20 protein-coding genes are annotated in these 18243 nt (G+C 74.1%); 11 read left to right on the top strand and 9 right to left on the bottom strand.

The features are described 5' to 3' along the window. Positions 1 to 75: 75 nt before the first annotated feature. From ACWEO5_RS15455 to ACWEO5_RS15425, 7 genes are all read right to left on the bottom strand, one after another. Positions 76 to 1458 carry an 8-oxoguanine deaminase gene (locus ACWEO5_RS15455; RefSeq protein ID WP_452162868.1) on the bottom strand — a complete coding sequence of 461 codons (1383 nt, stop codon included), beginning with the start codon at positions 1456 to 1458 and terminating at the stop codon, positions 76 to 78. Then, complete coding sequence (locus ACWEO5_RS15450) at positions 1419 to 2828, bottom strand: nucleobase:cation symporter-2 family protein (RefSeq protein ID WP_452162867.1); 1410 nt, start codon at positions 2826 to 2828, stop codon at positions 1419 to 1421. Before ACWEO5_RS15450 ends, ACWEO5_RS15455 begins: the two co-directional genes overlap by 40 nt. Positions 2829 to 3037: 209 nt before the next feature. Then, positions 3038 to 3958 carry a factor-independent urate hydroxylase gene (gene pucL, locus ACWEO5_RS15445; RefSeq protein WP_344556601.1) on the bottom strand — a complete coding sequence of 307 codons (921 nt, stop codon included), beginning with the start codon at positions 3956 to 3958 and terminating at the stop codon, positions 3038 to 3040. Positions 3959 to 3989: 31 nt separating this feature from the next. Then, a complete protein-coding gene (uraH, locus tag ACWEO5_RS15440; RefSeq protein ID WP_344556603.1) occupies positions 3990 to 4322 on the bottom strand; it encodes a hydroxyisourate hydrolase in 333 nt (110 codons plus the stop codon). A 45-nt stretch (positions 4323 to 4367) separates the two neighbouring features. After that, a complete protein-coding gene (gene uraD / locus ACWEO5_RS15435; protein ID WP_452162866.1) occupies positions 4368 to 4883 on the bottom strand; it encodes a 2-oxo-4-hydroxy-4-carboxy-5-ureidoimidazoline decarboxylase in 516 nt (171 codons plus the stop codon). 153 nt (positions 4884 to 5036) lie between these two features. After that, positions 5037 to 5408, bottom strand: coding sequence for a helix-turn-helix domain-containing protein (locus ACWEO5_RS15430; protein ID WP_452162865.1), 372 nt, complete (start codon positions 5406 to 5408; stop codon positions 5037 to 5039). Beyond that, positions 5405 to 5677 carry a thiamine-binding protein gene (locus ACWEO5_RS15425; protein WP_344556611.1) on the bottom strand — a complete coding sequence of 91 codons (273 nt, stop codon included), beginning with the start codon at positions 5675 to 5677 and terminating at the stop codon, positions 5405 to 5407. The genes ACWEO5_RS15430 and ACWEO5_RS15425 overlap by 4 nt, the downstream gene beginning before the upstream one ends. Positions 5678 to 5875: 198 nt before the next feature. On the opposite strand from ACWEO5_RS15425, the gene ACWEO5_RS15420 reads away from it, so the two are divergent. The 8 genes from ACWEO5_RS15420 (at position 5876) to ACWEO5_RS15385 (ending at position 14952) form a co-directional block, all read left to right on the top strand. Continuing rightward, complete coding sequence (locus tag ACWEO5_RS15420; RefSeq protein ID WP_452162864.1) at positions 5876 to 6721, top strand: TIM barrel protein; 846 nt, start codon at positions 5876 to 5878, stop codon at positions 6719 to 6721. A 43-nt stretch (positions 6722 to 6764) separates the two neighbouring features. Further along, positions 6765 to 7652: a 2-hydroxy-3-oxopropionate reductase gene (locus ACWEO5_RS15415; protein WP_452162863.1), complete on the top strand. Its 888-nt coding sequence runs from the start codon at positions 6765 to 6767 to the stop codon at positions 7650 to 7652. A gap of 229 nt (positions 7653 to 7881) precedes the next feature. Beyond that, positions 7882 to 8994: a glycerate kinase gene (locus ACWEO5_RS15410; RefSeq protein WP_452162862.1), complete on the top strand. Its 1113-nt coding sequence runs from the start codon at positions 7882 to 7884 to the stop codon at positions 8992 to 8994. A gap of 157 nt (positions 8995 to 9151) precedes the next feature. After that, entirely contained in the window at positions 9152 to 10504 is a 1353-nt protein-coding gene (allB, locus tag ACWEO5_RS15405) for an allantoinase AllB (RefSeq protein WP_452162861.1), read from the top strand. A 38-nt stretch (positions 10505 to 10542) separates the two neighbouring features. Further along, positions 10543 to 11694: an allantoicase gene (gene alc, locus ACWEO5_RS15400; RefSeq protein WP_452162860.1), complete on the top strand. Its 1152-nt coding sequence runs from the start codon at positions 10543 to 10545 to the stop codon at positions 11692 to 11694. A 141-nt stretch (positions 11695 to 11835) separates the two neighbouring features. Beyond that, positions 11836 to 13296, top strand: a complete 1461-nt coding sequence (locus tag ACWEO5_RS15395; protein WP_452162859.1) for a catalase — start codon at positions 11836 to 11838, stop codon at positions 13294 to 13296. Positions 13297 to 13481: 185 nt separating this feature from the next. Beyond that, positions 13482 to 14273 carry an IclR family transcriptional regulator gene (locus ACWEO5_RS15390; protein ID WP_452162858.1) on the top strand — a complete coding sequence of 264 codons (792 nt, stop codon included), beginning with the start codon at positions 13482 to 13484 and terminating at the stop codon, positions 14271 to 14273. Positions 14274 to 14325: 52 nt separating this feature from the next. Continuing rightward, entirely contained in the window at positions 14326 to 14952 is a 627-nt protein-coding gene (locus ACWEO5_RS15385) for a GNAT family N-acetyltransferase (protein WP_452162857.1), read from the top strand. Positions 14953 to 15201: 249 nt separating this feature from the next. On the opposite strand, the gene ACWEO5_RS15380 is transcribed toward ACWEO5_RS15385, so the two are convergent. Beyond that, the gene (locus ACWEO5_RS15380; RefSeq protein ID WP_452162856.1) at positions 15202 to 15579 is read right to left on the bottom strand and encodes a fluoride efflux transporter FluC; all 378 of its coding nucleotides are present in this window, start codon (positions 15577 to 15579) and stop codon (positions 15202 to 15204) included. Beyond that, entirely contained in the window at positions 15569 to 16066 is a 498-nt protein-coding gene (locus tag ACWEO5_RS15375; protein ID WP_452162855.1) for a fluoride efflux transporter FluC, read from the bottom strand. Before ACWEO5_RS15375 ends, ACWEO5_RS15380 begins: the two co-directional genes overlap by 11 nt. A gap of 170 nt (positions 16067 to 16236) precedes the next feature. On the opposite strand from ACWEO5_RS15375, the gene ACWEO5_RS15370 reads away from it, so the two are divergent. The 3 genes from ACWEO5_RS15370 to ACWEO5_RS15360 all read left to right on the top strand — a co-directional run. After that, entirely contained in the window at positions 16237 to 17202 is a 966-nt protein-coding gene (locus tag ACWEO5_RS15370) for an urea transporter (protein WP_452162854.1), read from the top strand. Between the two features lie 67 nt (positions 17203 to 17269). Further along, a complete protein-coding gene (locus tag ACWEO5_RS15365) occupies positions 17270 to 17575 on the top strand; it encodes an urease subunit gamma (protein WP_344556628.1) in 306 nt (101 codons plus the stop codon). 2 nt (positions 17576 to 17577) lie between these two features. Continuing rightward, on the top strand, positions 17578 to 18243 hold a 666-nt coding region (locus ACWEO5_RS15360; protein ID WP_452162853.1), incomplete at its 3' end, for a cobalamin biosynthesis protein CbiX.

Genomic DNA, 18243 nt, shown 5'->3' with positions numbered 1-18243 from the left:
GTGGGTCCGGGGCCGTTGGTCCGGGGACCCGCCGTCGTCCCTGGCGGTGGGCCCCCGGGGCTCGGTGGGGGTGGGTCAGCCGCGGGCGGCGAGGTCGCGGGCGGCGCGGGCGGCGGCGAGGGCGATGCGGTCCTCGTCGGCGGTGGTGAGGCGGCCGTTCTCGACGACCGCGTTGCCGTTGACGAAGAGGGCGGCCAGCGGGGGGAGGGCGCCGAGGACGAGGGCGGCGACCGGGTCGGCGATCGAGGAGTGCAGGACGCCGTCGACCTTCCACAGGGCGAGGTCGGCGAGCTTGCCGGGCTCGATCGAGCCGATCTCGTCCTGGCGGCCCAGGACGCGGGCGCCGCCCATGGTGCCCAGCCGCAGCGCCTGGCGCACCGTCAGGGCGTCGGGGCGGCCGTGCAGGCGGTTGATCAGCAGGGCGTTGCGCAGCTCGGTGCCCAGCTCGCCGGACTCGTTGGAGGCGGTGCCGTCCACGCCGAGGCCGACCGGCACGCCCGCCCGCAGCATGTCGGGGACGCGGGCGATGCCGGCGGCGAGCCGGGCGTTGGAGGACGGGCAGTGCGCGACGCCGGTGCCGGTCTCGGCGAACTTGGCGATGTCGGAGTCGTTCATGTGGACGCAGTGCGCCATCCAGACGTCCTCGCCGAGCCAGCCGGTCGACTCGAAGTAGTCGGTCGGGCCCATCCCGAACAGCTGCTTGCAGAACTCCTCCTCCTCGGCGGTCTCCGAGCCGTGGGTGTGCAGCCGCACGCCCTTGCGGCGGGCCAACTCGGCGGACTGCCGCATCAGTTCGGTGGAGACCGAGAACGGGGAGCAGGGCGCGATGGCGACCTGGAGCATGGAGCCGAACGAGGCGTCGTGCCACTTGTCGACGGCGCTCTCGGAGGCGGCGAGGATCTCGTCGGTGTCCTCGACCGCGTGGTCCGGCGGCAGGCCGCCGTCCTTCTTGCTGCGGTCCATCGAGCCGCGCAGCGCGGTGAACCGCAGGCCGAGCTCCTGCACGCCCGCCACCGAGGCGCCGAGCACGTCGCCGCCGCCGCGCGGGAAGACGTAGTGGTGGTCGGAGGCGGTGGTGCAGCCCGACTTGAGCAGCGCCGCGGCGGAGCCCTGGGTGGCGGCGTGCACCAGGTCCTCGTCGATGCGGGCCCAGGTCGGGTAGAGCGCCACCAGCCAGTCGAACAAGATGCTGTCCTGGGCCAGTCCGCGGGTGATCCACTGGTAGAAGTGGTGGTGGGTGTTGACCAGCCCGGGGGTGAGCAGGTGCCCCTCGCCGTTGATCCGGCGCGCCACGTTCTCCAGCCAGGCGGGCGCGGGCCCGTCGCCGACCGACTCGACGGTGTTGCCGAGCAGGACCACGTGGCCGCGGGCGTACTCGGTGTCGCGGGCGTCGACGGTGGCGATCGCGACGTTCTCGATCACGATCCGCCGGTCGGCGGCGGGGGGCTGGACTGCCATGGGGGTACTCCTTGGAGGGAACGGCCGGCGGAGCCGACGTGGTGGAACAGCAGGTTGAGCAGCACCGCGGCCAGGCAGCCGGCCGAGATGCCGGAGTGCATCAGGGTGCGGACGGCCTCCGGGAACCCGTCGTAGAAGGTCGGTGCGGCGATCGGGACGATCCCCACCCCGAGCGCGACCGACACCAGGACGGTGTGCGAGGTGGACTCCATCCCGGCCTCCGCGAGGGTGCGGATGCCGGACGCCGCGACGGTGCCGAACAGCACGATCCCCGCGCCGCCGAGCACCGGCTGCGGCACCAGCGACACCAGCGCGCCGAGCACCGGGAACAGGCCCAGCAGCACCAGGATGCCGCCGCCGGCCGCGACCACGAACCGGCTGCGCACCCCGGTGAGCGCCACCAGTCCGATGTTCTGGGCGAACGCGGTGCACGCGAAGCCGTTGAACACCGGGCTGACCGCGGTGGCCAGGCCGTCCGCGCGCAGGCCCGCCGCCAGGGTGGGCTCGTCCGCCTCGCGGTCGACGACCCGTCCCAGCGCCAGCATGTCGGCGGTGGACTCGGTCATCGACACCACCATGACGATGCACATCGACACGATGGCCGCGGCGTCGAACCGCGGCCCGCCGAAGTGGAACGGCGAGGGCAGCGCGAACACCTGCGCGTCGCCGATCCCCGAGAAGTCGGCCAGGCCGAGCGGGAAGGCCGCGAGGGTGCCGGCGGCCAGGCCGATCAGCAGCGACATCTGCTGCCAGAAGCCGCGCAGCAGCCGGTTGCCGAGCACCACCGCGCACAGCGTGAACGCGGCCAGGCCGACCGCCTTCGCCGAGCCGTAGCCGGGCGCGCCCGGCGAGCCGCCGCGCGCCCAGTTGACCGCCACCGGCAGCAGCGACACCCCGATCAGGGTGATCACGGTGCCCTGCACGACCGGCGGGAAGAACCTGACCAGCCGGCAGAAGTACGGCGCCGCGAGGAAGCACAGGACCCCCGCGACGATCACCGCCCCGAAGACCACCGGGAGGGCGTCCTTCGGGCCGTGCTCCTTCGCTATCGCCAGCATCGGGGCGACGCCGGCGAACGAGACGCCGTTGACGAACGGGAGCCGGGCCCCGATCCGCCAGACGCCGAGGGTCTGGAGCAGGGTGGCCAGCCCGGCGGTGAACAGGCTGGCCGATATCAGCAGGGCGAGTTCGCCGGGGGCCAGCCCGACGCCCGCGCCCACGATCAGCGGTGGAGCGACCACGCCGGCGTACATCGCGGCGACGTGCTGCAGCCCGGTGCCGAACAGCTTCGGCGGGGAGAGCACCTCGTCGACCGGGTGGGTGGTGGGGGTGGAACCGTCGTCAGTGGTGGGGGTGGTGCGGAGTGCCATGGAAGAGCCCCTTTGCTGCCCCTGGCTCTCGGCGCAACCCGGGCGCTGGAGAGGGTGGTGGATCGGCCGGAGGGCGGGACGACGGTGCAGGGTCCCTCGGCGTGCTCTCCGGCTCCCGGGACTGCCGCCGTGAGGGCGGGCGCGGTCTCCGAACGGTGTGGGGGAGGGAGAGGAGGACTGCGGTGCTGCGTGGGTGGGTTGACGGAGCGTCAGGAGACCGGGATGACCGGGGTGACGCCCTCGCGGTGCACGGTGCCCTCGATCAGGCCGTACATCCGGTCGGCGGCGAAGTAGACCTCGTTCTCGTTCTTCAGTCCGAACGGCTCCAGGTCGACCAGGAAGTGGTGCTTGTTCGGCAGCTCCAGGCGGACCTCGTCCACCTCGGCGCGGTTGTTCAGCACCCGGGTGCCCATCGCGTGCAGGGTCTGCTGCAGCGAGTACGAGTAGGTCTCGGCGAACGCCTCCAGCAGGTGGCGGCGCACCTGCTGGTACGAGCGGTTCCAGTTCGGCTCCGGCTCGCCGTCGCGGCCGTGGAAGCCGAACGCCCAGCGGGCGGTCACCTGGGTGGCCAGGATGCGGTCGTACGCCTCCTGGAGGGTGGTGTACCCGTCCTTGATGTAGCCCCAGAACTCGGAGTTGGTGGTGTTCATCACCACCAGGTCCTTGAGTCCGGAGACCACCCGGAACCGGTCGCCGTCGTACACCACCTCGGTGGTGCGCACCTCCTGGCCCTTGCGGACGAAGGAGTGGCCGACCTCCTCGGAGCCGATGAACCGGGAGGAGGAGTCGGGCGTCCTGATCCGCTCCCAGCCGTACTCCTCGATCCGGATCCGGGCGCTGTGCACCACGCCGCGCTCGGTGTCCTCGACGAAGTGCCGGGCCAGCCGGACGCCGAAGCCCTCGGCGGACTCGATGCCGTGCTCCTTGGCGTAGGCGTACACGGTGTTCTTGGTGGTGTCGGTGGGCAGGCAGTTGGCGTTCGAGCCGGTGAGGTGCACGTCCTCGAACGCGCCGCGCAGCGAGACCGAGACGTTCAGGTCCTTGATCTCGTGGCGGGTGGAATCGCGGTAGACCCGGACGATGCGGTTCTCCGCCTTGCCGTACTGGTTCTGACCGAGCACGTGGGCCATGGGGTGGCTCCTAGGGTTCCTGGCGGCCTACCTAGCTTCCGCGGTAGACCGAGTAGCCGAACGGGTTGAGCAGCAACGGCACGTGGTAGTGGTGCTGCGCGGGCGCGACCGTGAAGACGATCGAGACCTCGGGGAAGAACGGCCGCTCGGCCGACCCCGCGTAGTACGCGGCGGTGTCGAAGAGCAGCCGGACGACCGAGCCCGCCTCCGCGGCCGGCAGATCCGCGACCCGGCCGTCGGAGTCCGTGGCGGAGGCGCCGAGCACCTTCCAACCACCCTCGGTGTGCAGTGCCAGCTCGACCGGTACGCCCGCGGCCGGGCGGCCGAGGCTGGTGTCGAGCACATGCGTGGAGATGCCGGTCATGGTGGGAAGACCTCACTGAATGGCAGGGAGTGACTGTCCGTCAATTCACCGCGGCGCGTCAAGCAGCCGGTCGAGCCGAATGTCGTTGATCTTCCGCAGCTCGCCCCGGACCACCTCCGCCTCGGTGGCGGCGTCGTTCGGGTACCGCTCGCGCAGCGCGGCGAGCATGCCGTCCGCGGTGCGGCCGGTCGCGCAGATCAGGAACACGTGGCCGAACTTCGCCTCGTAGGCGGCGTTGGCGGTGCGCAACTCGTCCAGCACGGACGGGTCGACGCCCCGGACGCCGGCCTGTTCGCGCGCGGAGACGGCGTCCCCCGGCTTGGGGGCGCCGATCCGGGCGTGGCCGGCCATCGCGTCGTGCAGGTCGGCCGCGGAGAGCCCAGCCATCGCCTTCGCGTTGGCGGTGAGCACGTCCCCGCGGTCGTGCCAGGGGCGGGACGCCGCGACGGCGGCGGCCCAGGCGGGGCTGGAACAGACCTCCAGCAGGGTCTCGCGCAGTTCGGACGCGTCGGCGGCCGAGAGCGCGGGGAGCCCGGAGCGGGCAGGGGGTGGCTGGGTCACGGGTGGACCTCCTGAGGGTTGGTGCCACCCGCACAAGCTAGATCGGCCGCAACAGGCCGTCAACACTTTGTTGAACTGTTTGTGGTGACAGCACACGGCGCCGGGTCCGCGACCCGGCGCCGTGTGCGATCCGCCAAGAGCGCGACCGGCGGCTCAGCCCTTCTCCTGCCGGTTCAGGTAGTTGTACACGGTGAACCGGCTGACCCCGAGCGCCGACGCGACCGTCTCCACCCCGTGGCGGACGGTGAACGCGCCGCGCTCCTCCAGCAGGGCCACCACCCGCTGTTTCTCCGCGCGGTCCAGCTCGGTCAGCGGCCGGCCGTCGAACTGCCGGGCCATCTCCGCCAGCAGCCGGTCCAGCGCGCTGCTCAGGTGCGGCAGCCGCACCGCGACCGCCGGTGCGCCGTCCCACTCCAGCAGCACGTCCTCGGCCCGGGCCTCGGACGGCGCGACCGCGGTCGCGCCGACCGCGGCCAGCAGTGGCTGCAGGGCGGCGGCGAACGGGTGGTTCAGGGCGCCGCTCACTGCGCATCCCCTCCCTCGGGTCCTGCGGGCTCCCCGTCCAGCACGCTGACCTGGACCGAGATCCGGCTCGCCCCCGCCGCCAGGGTCTCCCGCAGCAGGCGGGTGACGGCGGCCAGGGCCTCCTCGGCCCCGCCCTCGGCGCTGGTGCCGAACGGCCCCACCGAGACGGCGAGCCCCGCCTCCTCCACCACGCGGCGCGCGGCCCTGGCGTGCTCGGGGAACCCGTCCAGTTCGAACGGCTCTGTCGTGAACTCCACCATCAATCGCACCCGCTCAGCTTATCGACCCGGCCGCCCTGGGTGATCGGACAGGGTGCCCGGGTGGGGCGGCCGGGCGTTCGGTGGCTTCAACAAAATGTTGCGGCGTCCTTGACAGTCCGGATGGCGGCGGAGAAGCTTCCATCAAGCAGAATCCGGCTTCCGGATCGTGGAATTTGACCGGGGAGTTGCCCGGCGAGAGCGATTGAGGTGAACGACGTGACCGCTGCCGCCCAGCACCACTTCACGGTCAACCTGTCCATCCTGTTCGGCGAACTGCCCCTGCTGGAGCGGCCCGCCGCGGCCGCCGCGGCCGGCTTCACCGCCGCCGAACTCTGGTGGCCCTTCGGCGCGGAGCACGCCCCCGGCGCGGAGGCCACCGAGGCCCTGGCCGGCGCGTTCGAGGCGGCCGGCGTCCGGCTGACCGGCCTCAACCTCCTCGACGACCTGACCCGCGGCGCCCGCGGCACGCTCTCCCTCCCCGCCGAGAGCGCGCGCTTCCGGGAGAACGTCCCGGTCGCCACCGCCCTCGCCGAACGCCTGGGCACCGGCGCGCTCAACGCCCTCTACGGCAACCGCGTCCCCGGCGCCGACCCCGCCGAACAGGACGCCCTCGCCCTGGAGAACCTCGCACTGGCCGCCCGCGCCGCGCACTCCATCGGCGCCGTCCTGCTGGTCGAGACCCTCAACTCGGCCGAGTCCCCCGACTACCCGCTGGTCACCGCCGCCGCCGCGGTCGACGTCGTCGACAAGGTCAACGCCGCCACCGGCCTCGGCAACGCCAAGTTCCTCTGCGACCTCTACCACCTCGCCCGCAACGGCGAGGACCCGGCCGCCGTCATCGACGCCCACGCCGACCGGATCGGCCACGTGCAGATCGCCGACACCCCCGGCCGCAACGAACCCGGCACCGGCGAACTCGACTTCGAGGCCCTGTTCGCCCGCCTGACCGCGGCCGGCTACCGGGGGCTCGTCGGCCTGGAGTACCGCCCGGCCGGCGGCGTCAGCGCCGAGAGCTTCGACTGGCTGCCGCGCGAGCTGCGCGCCGCGCGCTGAGCCCTCCCCCTTCGACACCCTCACAGCTAAGGACCCGCACGCGATGAGCCGCAAGATCGCCTTCATCGGCCTCGGCATCATGGGCAAGCCCATGGCCGTCAACCTGGTCAAGGCCGGCCACCACGTCACCGGCTACAACCTCACCCGGGAGCCCATCGACGCCCTGGTCGCCGCGGGCGGCCACGGCGCGGCCTCGATCGCCGAGGCCGTCGCCGACGCCGAGGTCGTCATCACCATGGTCCCCGCCGACCCGCAGGTCGAGCAGGTCGTCCTCGGCGAGGACGGCGTCCTGGCGCACGCCCGGCCCGGCGCGCTGGTCATCGACATGTCCAGCATCACCCCGCAGACCTCGATCAAGGTCGACGCCGCCGCGAAGGCCGCCGGCCTGCGCGCCCTGGACGCCCCCGTCTCCGGCGGCGAGGCCGGTGCCGTCGAGGCCGTGCTCTCCATCATGGTCGGCGGCGCGGACGCCGACTTCGCCGAGGCCAAGCCGCTGTTCGACGCGCTCGGCACCACCGTCGTGCACGTCGGCCTGGCCGGGGCCGGCCAGACCGTCAAGGCCGCCAACCAGCTGATCGTCGCCGTCAACATCCAGGTCCTCGCCGAGGCCGTGGTCTTCCTGGAGAACGCGGGCGTCGACCTCGCCGCCGCGCTCGACGTCCTCGGCGGCGGGCTGGCCGGGTCCACCGTGCTGAACCGCAAGAAGGGCAACATGCTCGCCCGCGAGTTCGCCCCCGGCTTCCGGATCGACCTCCACCACAAGGACATGGGCATCGTCACCGACGCCGCCCGCGCCGTCGGCGCCGCGCTCCCGCTCGGCGCGGTCGCCGCCCAGCTGGTCGCCTCCGCCCGCGCCAACGGCGACGGCTCCCTCGACCACTCGGCCCTGCTGCGCGGCGTCGAACGGCTCTCCGGCCGCGAGGTCAAGTAAGGGGAATCCAGGCTCGGGAGAGAACCGCCAGGGGCTCGGGGAACGGCGAGGCCCAGTCTGCGAGTGGTTCACTGCCGGAGCGCGCATCGGCTTCCGGTTCTGTCACGGACACGCAGCAGCACGGACACTCCGATGGGCTCCGGCCGTCAGCAGCACGGACTCGCCGTTCCCCGAGCCCCTGGTCGCACCTGTTCGTTCCAGTAGAGAGGCCCGTCTCGTGCGAGGTCATGTGGTTGTCGCCCCCGACAAGTTCAAGGGGTCGCTGGAGGGCGCCGAGGTCGCCGCGCGGATCGCCGCCGGGGTCCGGCGGGGGGTGCCCGGGATGGAGGTGCGGGAGCTGCCGGTGGCCGACGGCGGGGAGGGGACGCTGGCGGCCGCGCTCGCGGCGGGGTTCTCCCGGGTGGACGTGAAGGTCGCCGGGCCGACCGGGCTGCCGGTGGTCGCGGGGCTGGCGGTGAAGGGCGGGACCGCGGTGGTCGAGCTGGCGCAGGCGTCCGGGCTGGCCCGGCTGCCGGGGGGCCGGACGGCGCCGCTGGCGGCGGGCTCGTACGGGGTCGGGCAGTTGATCGCGAAGGCGGTCTCGCTCGGGGCGTCCCGGGTGGTGCTGGGCCTCGGGGGGAGCGCCTGCACCGACGGCGGCGCGGGCATGGCGCAGGCGCTGGGCGTCGAGCTGTACGACGCGGACGGCGCGCCGCTGCCGCCGGGCGGGGCCGCGCTGCGGCGCCTCGCCCGGGTGGAGCCGGGCCCGCTGGCGGAGCGCCTGCGCGGGGTGGAGGTGACCGTCGCGTGCGACGTGGACAACCCGCTGCTGGGCCCGCGCGGGGCGGCCGCCGTGTACGGGCCGCAGAAGGGCGCGGACGCCGCCGACCTGCTGGTGCTGGAGGAGGGGCTGACCCGCTGGGCGGACGCGGTCGCGCAGCTGACGGGCCGTGACGTCCGCGGCGCGGCGGGCGCGGGCGCGGCCGGCGGGGTGGGCTTCGCCGCGCTGGCGCTGCTCGGGGCGGCCGTGCGGCCCGGCATCGAACTGCTGCTGGAGCTCTTGGGCTTCGAGCGGGCGGTGCGCGGGGCGCGCCTGGTGGTGACGGGCGAGGGCTGCCTGGACGCGCAGACCCTGCACGGCAAGGCCCCGGCGGGGGTGGCCGCGGCGGCCGCCCGGGCCGGGGTGCCGGTGGCGGCGGTGGCCGGGCGGCTGGAGCTGGCCGAGCGGGAGTGGCGGTCGGCGGGCTTCGTCGCGGCGCTGGCGCTGGCCGACCTGGCGGGCGGTCCGGCGGAGTCGATGGCCCGGGCGGGCGAGCTGGCCGAGCTGGCGGGGGAGCGGCTGGCGGTCGCGCTGCTGCGCTGACGGCCGTACTGCCGCCCCGGGAAGGGCCGCCGTGGCCGCGCTGACGGCCCGTCGCGCTCTCGTACGTTCACACATTGACGTTTTGTTGAAGGCGAGCCTAGGCTCCCAGCACTCCTTCGACCCACCCCCGCTCCCCACGACGCTCGGAGGTTCCCCCATGCCCATCGACGACGCGGTGATCCGCTCCCGGCGGGTGGTCCTGCCGGACGGCGAACGCCCCGCCGACGTGCTGGTCCGGGCCGGGAGGATCGAGCGGGTCGCCCCGCACGGCACCCTGCCGGCCGACGGCCGCCGGCTCACCGACCTCGGCGCCCTCGCGCTGCTGCCCGGCCTGGTCGACACCCACGTGCACGTCAACGAGCCCGGCCGGACCGACTGGGAGGGCTTCGCCTCCGCGACGAAGGCCGCCGCGGCCGGCGGCGTCACCACCGTCGTCGACATGCCGCTCAACTCGATCCCGCCGACCACCACGGTCGCGGGCCTCGACGCCAAGCGGAAGACCGCCGAGGGCCAGGCGTGGGTCGACCTGGGATTCTGGGGCGGCGCCGTCCCCGGCAACACCGACCAGCTCGAACTCCTGCACCAGCGGGGCGTGTTCGGCTTCAAGTCGTTCCTCGCCCCGTCCGGGGTGGACGAGTTCCCGCACCTGGCCACCCCCGCCGACCTGGAGTCCGCGCTCGCCGAGCAGGCCCGGATCGGCGCCCTGGCGATCATCCACGCCGAGGACCCGGCCGTGCTGGACGCCGCCCCCCAGGTGCCCGGCACCCACTACCGCGACTTCCTGGCCTCCCGCCCGGACGACGCCGAGGCCGCCGCCGTCGGCGCCCTGCTGGCCGCCGCCCGCCGCACCGGCGCCCGGGTGCACGTCCTGCACGTCTCCTCCGCCGCCGTGCTGCCGCTGCTGCGCCGCGCCCGGGCGGACGGCGTCGACGTCACCGCCGAGACCTGCCCGCACTACCTGACGCTGGCCGCCGAGGAGGTCCCCGACGGGGACACCGCCTTCAAGTGCTGCCCGCCGATCCGCGACGAGTCCAACCGCGACCTGCTCTGGCAGGCCCTCGCGGACGGCGAGTTCGCCGCCGTGGTCTCCGACCACTCGCCCTCCACCCCCGCGCTCAAACTCCTCGCCCGGCACGGCGGCAGCGGCGACTTCGCCGCCGCCTGGGGCGGCATCGCCTCCCTCCAACTGGGCCTGCCCGCCGTCTGGACCGAGGCCCGCCGCCGCGGCCACACCCTGGCGGACGTGGTCCGCTGGATGGCCGCCGGCCCCGCCGCACTGGTCGGCCTGACCGGCACCAAGGGCGCCATCGCGCCCGGGTACGACGCCGACCTGGTGGCCTTCGACCCGGACGGCGAACTGACCGTCCGCGCCGAGCGCCTCCACCACAAGAACCCGGTCACCCCGTACGCGGGCCGCACCCTCGCCGGGCTGGTCCACCGCACCTGGCTGCGCGGGCGGCCCGTCGACCCCGACGGCGCCCCGCACGGCCGGCAGATCGTCCGACCCTGACCCCGCAGACACCACAACGCTGGAAGAAGGAGCATCAGTTGAGTACTGACCTGACCTCGAACGCGCCGTTCACCGAGCTGGTCGACCTGGCCTCCCGGCTGCTCGGCGCGGGCGTGGTCGCCACCAACGAGGACACCTTCGCGGACGCCGAGAACCTGCTGGTCGCCGCCCCCGCCGAGTTCCGCCCGCACACCTTCGGCCACAAGGGCCAGATCATGGACGGCTGGGAGTCCCGGCGCCGCCGCGGCGCCAGCGCCGAGCAGCCGCACCCCACCGACGAGGACCACGACTGGGCGGTCGTCCGGCTCGGCGTCGCGGGCCGGATCCGCGGCGTGGTCGTCGACACCGCGCACTTCACCGGCAACTACCCCGAGACCGCGTCCGTCCAGGCCGCCTCGGTGCCCGGCCACCCCTCGCCGGAGGAACTCGCCGCCGCCGACTGGACCGACCTCGTCCCGCGCACCGCGCTCAAGGGCGACACCGCGCACCGGTTCCCGGTCGACCACCCCGGCCGCTGGACCCACGTCCGCCTCAACATCTGGCCGGACGGCGGCGTCGCCCGGCTGCGCGTGCACGGCGAGGTGCTGCCCGACCCGCGCGACCTGGCCGGCCTCACCTTCGACCTGGCCGCCCAGGAGCACGGCGGCGTCGCCGAGGCCGCCTCCGACCGCTACTTCTCCTCCCCGCACAACCTGAACGCTCCCGGCCGAGCCTCCGTCATGGGCGACGGCTGGGAGACCCGGCGTCGGCGCGACAAGGCCAACGACTGGGTGCGAGTGGCCCTGGCCGGGGGCGGCGAGGTGCTGGCGGCGGAGGTGGACACCTCCTGCTTCGTCGCCAACGCCCCCGGCTGGGCCGAACTCGTCGGCACCGACGGCGAGCAGGAGACCGTCCTGCTGCCGCGCACCCGGCTGCAGCCCGACACCCGCCACCGCTACCGGCTCCCGGCGGGCACCCCCGTCACCCACGTCCGGATCAACGTCTACCCCGACGGCGGCCTCGCCCGGCTGCGCCTCACCGGCCGCCTCACCCCCGCCGGGCAGGACGCGCTCGCGCTGCGCTGGTTCAACGCGATCCCGCTGCCGGAGGCCCGCGAGGCCCTCGCCGCGGCCGGCCTGCCGACCGACCTCGCCGAGGCCCGCCCGCTCACCGACGCGACGGCCATCCGGCCGCTGTACGAAGGCGTTTGAGGGCGCGCAGCTGTTCCCGGTGCCGTTCCCCACACGCAGCAGCCCCGACCTCCGCTGGGCTCCGGCCACCAGCAGCACGGACTCGCCGTTCCCCGAGCCCCTGCCTCCTCCCGAACCATCTGCCGAACGCAAGGACCACGCATGCCCAGAACCCTCACCACCGAGTCCGGCGCGCCCGTCGCCGACAACCAGAACAGCGCCTCGGCCGGCGAGTACGGCCCGCTGCTGGTGCAGGACCAGCACCTGTTGGAGAAGCTGGCCCGGTTCAACCGGGAGCGGATCCCGGAGCGGGTGGTGCACGCCCGCGGGTCGGGTGCGTACGGGTACTTCGAGGTGACCGACGAGGTCTCGCGGTACACCGAGGCGGCGTTCCTCTCGCAGGTCGGCAAGCGCACCGAGCTGTTCCTGCGCTTCTCCACCGTCGCGGGTGCGCTCGGCTCGACCGACGCGGTGCGCGACCCGCGCGGCTTCGCGGTGAAGTTCTACACCGAGCAGGGCAACTACGACCTGGTCGGCAACAACACCCCGGTGTTCTTCATCAAGGACCCGCTGAAGTTCCCGGACTTCATCCACTCGCAGAAGCGCGACCCGTACACCGGCATCCAGGAGCCCGACAACGTCTGGGACTTCTGGGCGCACTCGCCGGCCTCCACCCACCAGATCACCTGGCTGTTCGGCGACCGCGGCATCCCGGCCTCCTACCGGCACATGAACGGCTTCGGCTCGCACACCTACCAGTGGGTCAACGCCGAGGGCCGGGCGCACTGGGTGAAGTACCACTTCAAGACCAACCAGGGCGTCCGCTCGCTGGACGCCGAGCAGGCCGCGCAGACCGCCGGCGGCGACGCCGACAGCCACCAGCGCGACCTGCACCAGGCGATCGAGCGCGGGGTGTTCCCGTCCTGGACGCTGTACGTGCAGCTGATGCCGGTCGAGGACGCCGCGGACTACCGGTTCAACCCGTTCGACCTGACCAAGGTGTGGCCGCACGCCGACTACCCGCTGGTCAAGGTCGGCCGGCTGGTGCTCAACCGCAACCCGGAGAACGTGTTCGCCGAGGTCGAGCAGGCCGCGTTCTCGCCGAACAACTTCGTGCCCGGCATCGGCCCCTCGCCCGACAAGATGCTCCAGGGCCGCCTGTTCGCCTACGCCGACGCCCAGCGCTACCGGCTCGGCGTCAACCACACCCAGCTGCCGGTCAACGCCCCGCGCGCCGCCGAGGCCGCCAACTACGGCCAGGACGGCTACGCCGCGCTCAACCCGAACGGCCGCAACAAGAACTACGAGCCCAACTCGTACGGCGGCCCGGCCCAGACCGACGAGGCCCTGCACGCCCCGCAGCCGGTTTCCGGCCACACCGGCACCTACGCCACGCCCGCGCACGGCAAGGACGACGACTTCTTCCAGGCCGGGGAGCTCTACCGGCTGATGACGGCGGCCGAGAAGTCCCGCCTGATCGCCAACCTGGCCGGTTCGCTGGCCCAGGTCGGCCGGGACGACGTGGTCGAGCGCAACCTCGCCCACTTCCACGCCGCCGACCCGGAGTACGGCGCCCGACTGGCCGCCGCAGTCACGGAACTCCGCTCGGCGAAGGAGGACTGACGAAGCGTCAAGCCCCGGTCCCCGGCGGGCGCCGCGCCCGTCGGGGACCGGGCCCGCCCCGTCGGGGCATATGCCTGTCAAGGGGGACCGGTCCGCGGGGGCGAAAAACCGGTGAGGGGCCGGTGCGGGAGCGGTGCGGCCCCTACGCTGAGAGGGAGGCGGTGCCGGCGGGAGGGGGTCAGGCCATGTCCACGGTGCGCGGCGGGGGACGGCGCGACGGGCTGCCGGGGGCGGGCGGCGGCGGGGCGGGCCCGTTCGGGGTGCTGCGCCGGGCGCTGCGCCTGCTGGAGGCGGTGGACCGCCGGCCGCAGGGTGCGACGGCGGCCGAACTGGCCCGGGAGCTGACCCTGCCGGAGGCCCAGGTGCGGCTGATCGCCGAGGAGTTGGAGACCGAAGGGTACCTGGTCCGGCTGGAGGGCGGCTGGGCGCTCGGCGGGGCCTGCACCCTGCTGGGGGCGCAGCAGCGGGAACCGATGGTCCGGGCCCGGCTGAACCACCGGCTGGAGGAGCTGCGCGACGAACTGGGCGCGGCCGTGTACTTCAGCCGCTACCACGACGGGGAGCTCTCGGTGGAGGCGGTGTGCGCGGACGAGGACGCCCCGGCCGTGCACGAGTGGGCGGACTTCCGGGCCACCGCGCACGCCTCCGCGATCGGCAAGTGCCTGCTCGCGCAGCTCGACCACGACGCCCGGCTCGACCACCTCGCCCGCCACCCGGCGGCCCCGCTGACCGCCCGCACCATCACCGGCACCGACCGGCTGCTGCAGCGGCTCGACCGGCAGCCCGCCACCGTCCCCGTGCTGGACCTGCAGGAGTACTCGATGGACACGGTGTGCGCGGCCGTCCCGGTGGTCGCCGGGAGCACCGTCGGCTGCCTGGCCACCTCGCTGCCCGTCGCCCAGGCGCACCGGCTGCGCGAGGCCGCCGAACTGCTGGTCGTCCGGGCGGCGCCGCTGATGCTGGCGATGGCGGTCTGACGGGAGATCAACCCCCTTGCCGAACGGAGGTTTCGACAGCAGGATGCGCGGCATGAGCCAGCTCCCGCCCCGCCCCGCCGTCCGCCCCTACCGGCCCGCCGACCGGGCCGCCCTGTTCGACATCTGCGTGCGCACCGCCGAGAACGGCGGCGACTCCCGGCAGACCTACCCGGACCACGAACTGCTCCCGAACATCTTCGCCGCCCCGTACGCCGCCCTGGAACCGGACCTGGCGTTCGTGCTGGACGACGGCGGGCGCGCGGTCGGCTACGTGCTGGCGACCGCCGACACCCCGGCGTTCGTCCGCCGCTTCCGGGACGAGTGGCTGCCCACCCTCGCCGACCGCTACCCGCCGCTCACCGGCGAACCGGCCACCCCCGACGAGGTGATGCTCCACCTGATGCACACCCCCGAGCGGCTGCTGCTGCCCGAACTCGCCGACTACCCCGCCCACCTGCACATCGACCTGCTCCCCAGCCACCAGCGGGCGGGCCACGGGCGGGAGTTGATGCACACCCTGCTGGCCGCGCTGGCCGCCAAGGGCGTCCCCCGGGTTCACCTCGGCATGGTCACCGCCAACACCGCGGCCCGCGCCTTCTACGACCGCCTCGGCTTCCACCCCATCGCCGTCCCCGACCCCGGCCCCCTCACCTACCTGGGCCGCCGCACCGCCGGTTGAGCCGGGGCGCCGTCAGCGCGAAGAGGCCCGTCGACCGGATCGGGGGCGATCCGGTCGACAGGCCCGTACCGTTCGACGTGTCCCCTCAACCACCGGTGAATCCCCCCATCGGGTGGCAGCACGTCGACCGCGAAGCGCCCCGAGCGGCGAGGGCCTTCTTCGCGTGGACCACGTTAGCCAGCCGGGACGGCCGCGGGTTGGCCGTGCGTCCACAGCGGGTTGGCACTGTGTCCACTCCACGGCGCGCCGTCAGCGCAGGGCGCCCGCCGCTCCCGCGCCCGCGAACGACAGCGCCGTGCCGACCAGTACCGACACCGCCAGGTACAGCCCGGACAGCGCCACCCGCCGGGTGGAGGCCAGCGTGAACACCTCGTAGGAGAAGGTCGACCAGGTGGAGAGCGCCCCGCAGAAGCCGGTGCCCAGCAGCAGCAGTCCGTGGGCGCCCAGGTGCCCGCGCAGCGCCGCCTCGGAGAGGAAGCCGAGCAGGAGGCAGGCCGCGGCGTTGGCGGCCAGCGTCCCGTACGGGAACGGGCTGTGCACCCGGGACTTGACGGCCACCCCGGTCAGGTAGCGGACCGGCGCGCCGGCCAGGCCGCCGAGCAGCACGAGCAGCCAGTCAGCGAGCACCGGACGCCTCCTGGTGCGCCGGGACGCCCACCGCGGCCCGGGCCGCGAACACGCCGAGGGCCACGCCGGCCAGTGCCGCCGCCACCGTCAGCAGCAGGTAGGCCGCGGCGGTGCCGTAGGCGTCGCCGCGCACCAGCTCCCGCACGTTGTCCGTGTAGTGGGAGAAGGTGGTGAACCCGCCGAGGAAGCCGGTGCCCAGCAGGGCGCCCGCCATCCTCTTGTGCCGGGGGAACCGCGCGGCCAGCACCGTCATCAGGGCGCCCATCACCAGGCACCCCACCGCGTTGACGGTGAGGATCGGCCACGGGAACGCGGTGCCGGTCGTCGGCCACAGCCGCTCCACCCCGTAGCGGGCGCCCGCGCCGAGCGCCCCGCCCGCCGCGACCGCGGCCACCACCGGCAGCTGCCGGCCCGGGGCGTGCTCCGAGTGGGCGTGGCCGGGGGGCCGGGCCCGGTGGTGGGCCGGGTCGAGGTACGGGTTGGTCATCGGGATCCTCCGGGGGCCGCCGTGGGCCGATCAGGCGAACAATCGCGAACACGCGGTTGGCCCGTCCGGCCGTCCGGCCGAACCGGGATAGAAGTGACGCGCAGTCATCTACGGTGCACAACAGCGTATTTCACCTGAACCGCAAGTCCTGGGACATTTCCGGAGAACAAGTGACACGAGCGGCCGAAACGGGTGGACGCGGTCCCCTGGAGCGCGAACCGCTGGCCTACCTCGCGGCCTCGCTGCGCGGCGTCGGCCAGGTCGACCTGCAACCGCAGCTGCTCACCGGCGCGTTCATCCTCGCGGGGCTGTGGGCGGCGGGCTGGAAGGTCGGCCTGTTCGCGACCCTCGGCACGCTGATCTCCACCGCCGCCGCGTACGCGTTCGGCGTCGACCGCGGCTCCGTCGCGCTCGGCCTGCAGGGCTACTCGGGCTGCCTCACCGGCATCGCCCTGATCGGCTCGCTCGGCAACCACCCCGCCACGTACGTCCTCACCGTCGTCGGCTGCGTGCTGTGCACCGTCCTGACCGCCGCGCTCACCACCCTGCTGAAGCCCTACGGGCTGACCGCGCTGACGGCTCCGTTCTGCATCGTCTCCGGCGTGATGGTGCTCGGCGCCCCCTCCTTCGACCGGATCTGGCACGGCGCCCCCGCCCCCGTCGCCGAGCCCACCAGCGGCGACACCGGCATCACCTTCTCCGACCTGTGGCACGCCTTCTTCGGCAACGTCTCGCAGGTCTTCCTGGTGGACAGCTGGTACGTCGGCCTGATCATGCTGGTCGGCCTGGCCTGCGCGGGCGTCCGGGTGGTGCTCGCCGCCGCGCTCGGCTCGGTGGCCGGCATCGTCTCCGCCTGGGCGCTCGGCGCGCCCACCGCGCAGATCTCCTCGGGGATCTACGGCTACAACGCCGTCCTGGTCGGCATCGCCCTCGGTGCCGTGTTCCTGGCGGGCACCCCGTGGAACGCGGGCTACGCGCTGTTCGGCGCGGCCCTGTCCACCGGCCTGACCGCCGCGATCACCTCGTTCTTCAAACCCTTCGACGGCCACACCTTCACCTGGCCGTTCATCCTCACCACCTGGGCGCTGCTCGCCGCCGTCCCGCAACTGCCCCGGCTGCGGGCCGCCACCGCCTGACCCGCCCCCGCCCCCGCCGTCCCGTTCCCGCCGTCCCGTCCCCCCGTCCCGAGGAAGGCACCCGCCGATGAACCTCGCACCCCGCGAGATCGACAAACTGGTCGTCTACGTGGTCGCGGACCTGGCCCGCAAGCGCCAGGGACGCGGCCTCAAGCTGAACTACAGCGAAGCCGTCGCCCTGATCACCGAAGCCATCCTGGAAGCCGCCCGGGACGGCAGGTCCGTCGCCGACTGCATGGAACTCGGCCGGCACGTCCTCGGCGCCGACGCCTGCATGGACGGGGTGCGGCAGATGCTGCCGCTGCTCCAGGTCGAGGCTTCGTTCACCGACGGCACCAAGCTGGTCTCCGTGCACGACCCCATCGGGGGCTGACGGTGTCCGGCACCCGCGCCCACGTGCTGGCGGTCTGCGGGTACGAGTCCGGGCACGGCAGCGCCCTGCGCCACCTCGCCGGACCGGACACCACCGTGGTCACCAGTGGCCGCGAGCTCTACCGGGCGCTCGCCGCCCGCCCCGCCCGGCAGGACACCGCCGTCGTCCCGATGACGCTCGGCCGCGACCCCGAACTGGTCGCCGACACCGCCCGCACCGTCCGCGCCCTGCCGCCGGAGGCGCACCGCGCGGACCCCTCGGCCGGGGTGCTCGCCGTCGCCGACCCGTTCGGCGACGCCGGGCACCTGACCGGCTGGCTGCGCGCCGCCGCCGCCACCGTCCCCGACGCGGCCGCGTTGCTGCTCACCGCCCCCGGCGGCGACCCGTACCAGGACGCCGAGCTGTACCGGGTCGCCCACCTGGTGCGCCGGTACGGGCGGCACCGGCTGGTGGAGTGCGCGCTGACCGGCGGCGACCCCGACCCGGCCGAGGCCGTGCGGCGCTGCGCGCTGCTGGGGGCCCGTCAGGTCGCGGTGCTCCCCGCCTCCTTCCTGCCGCCCGCCGGGCCGGACGCCCCCGCCGGGACGACGGTCCTGGACGCCGGACCGCTGCTCGGCCCCGCCGCGACGGCCGCGGTGCTCTCCGCCCGGGCCGCTGCCGCGCTGCGC

The sequence above is a fragment of the Kitasatospora sp. NPDC004272 genome (assembly GCF_053603035.1).
This window is presented reverse-complemented; position numbering and strand designations above follow the sequence as displayed.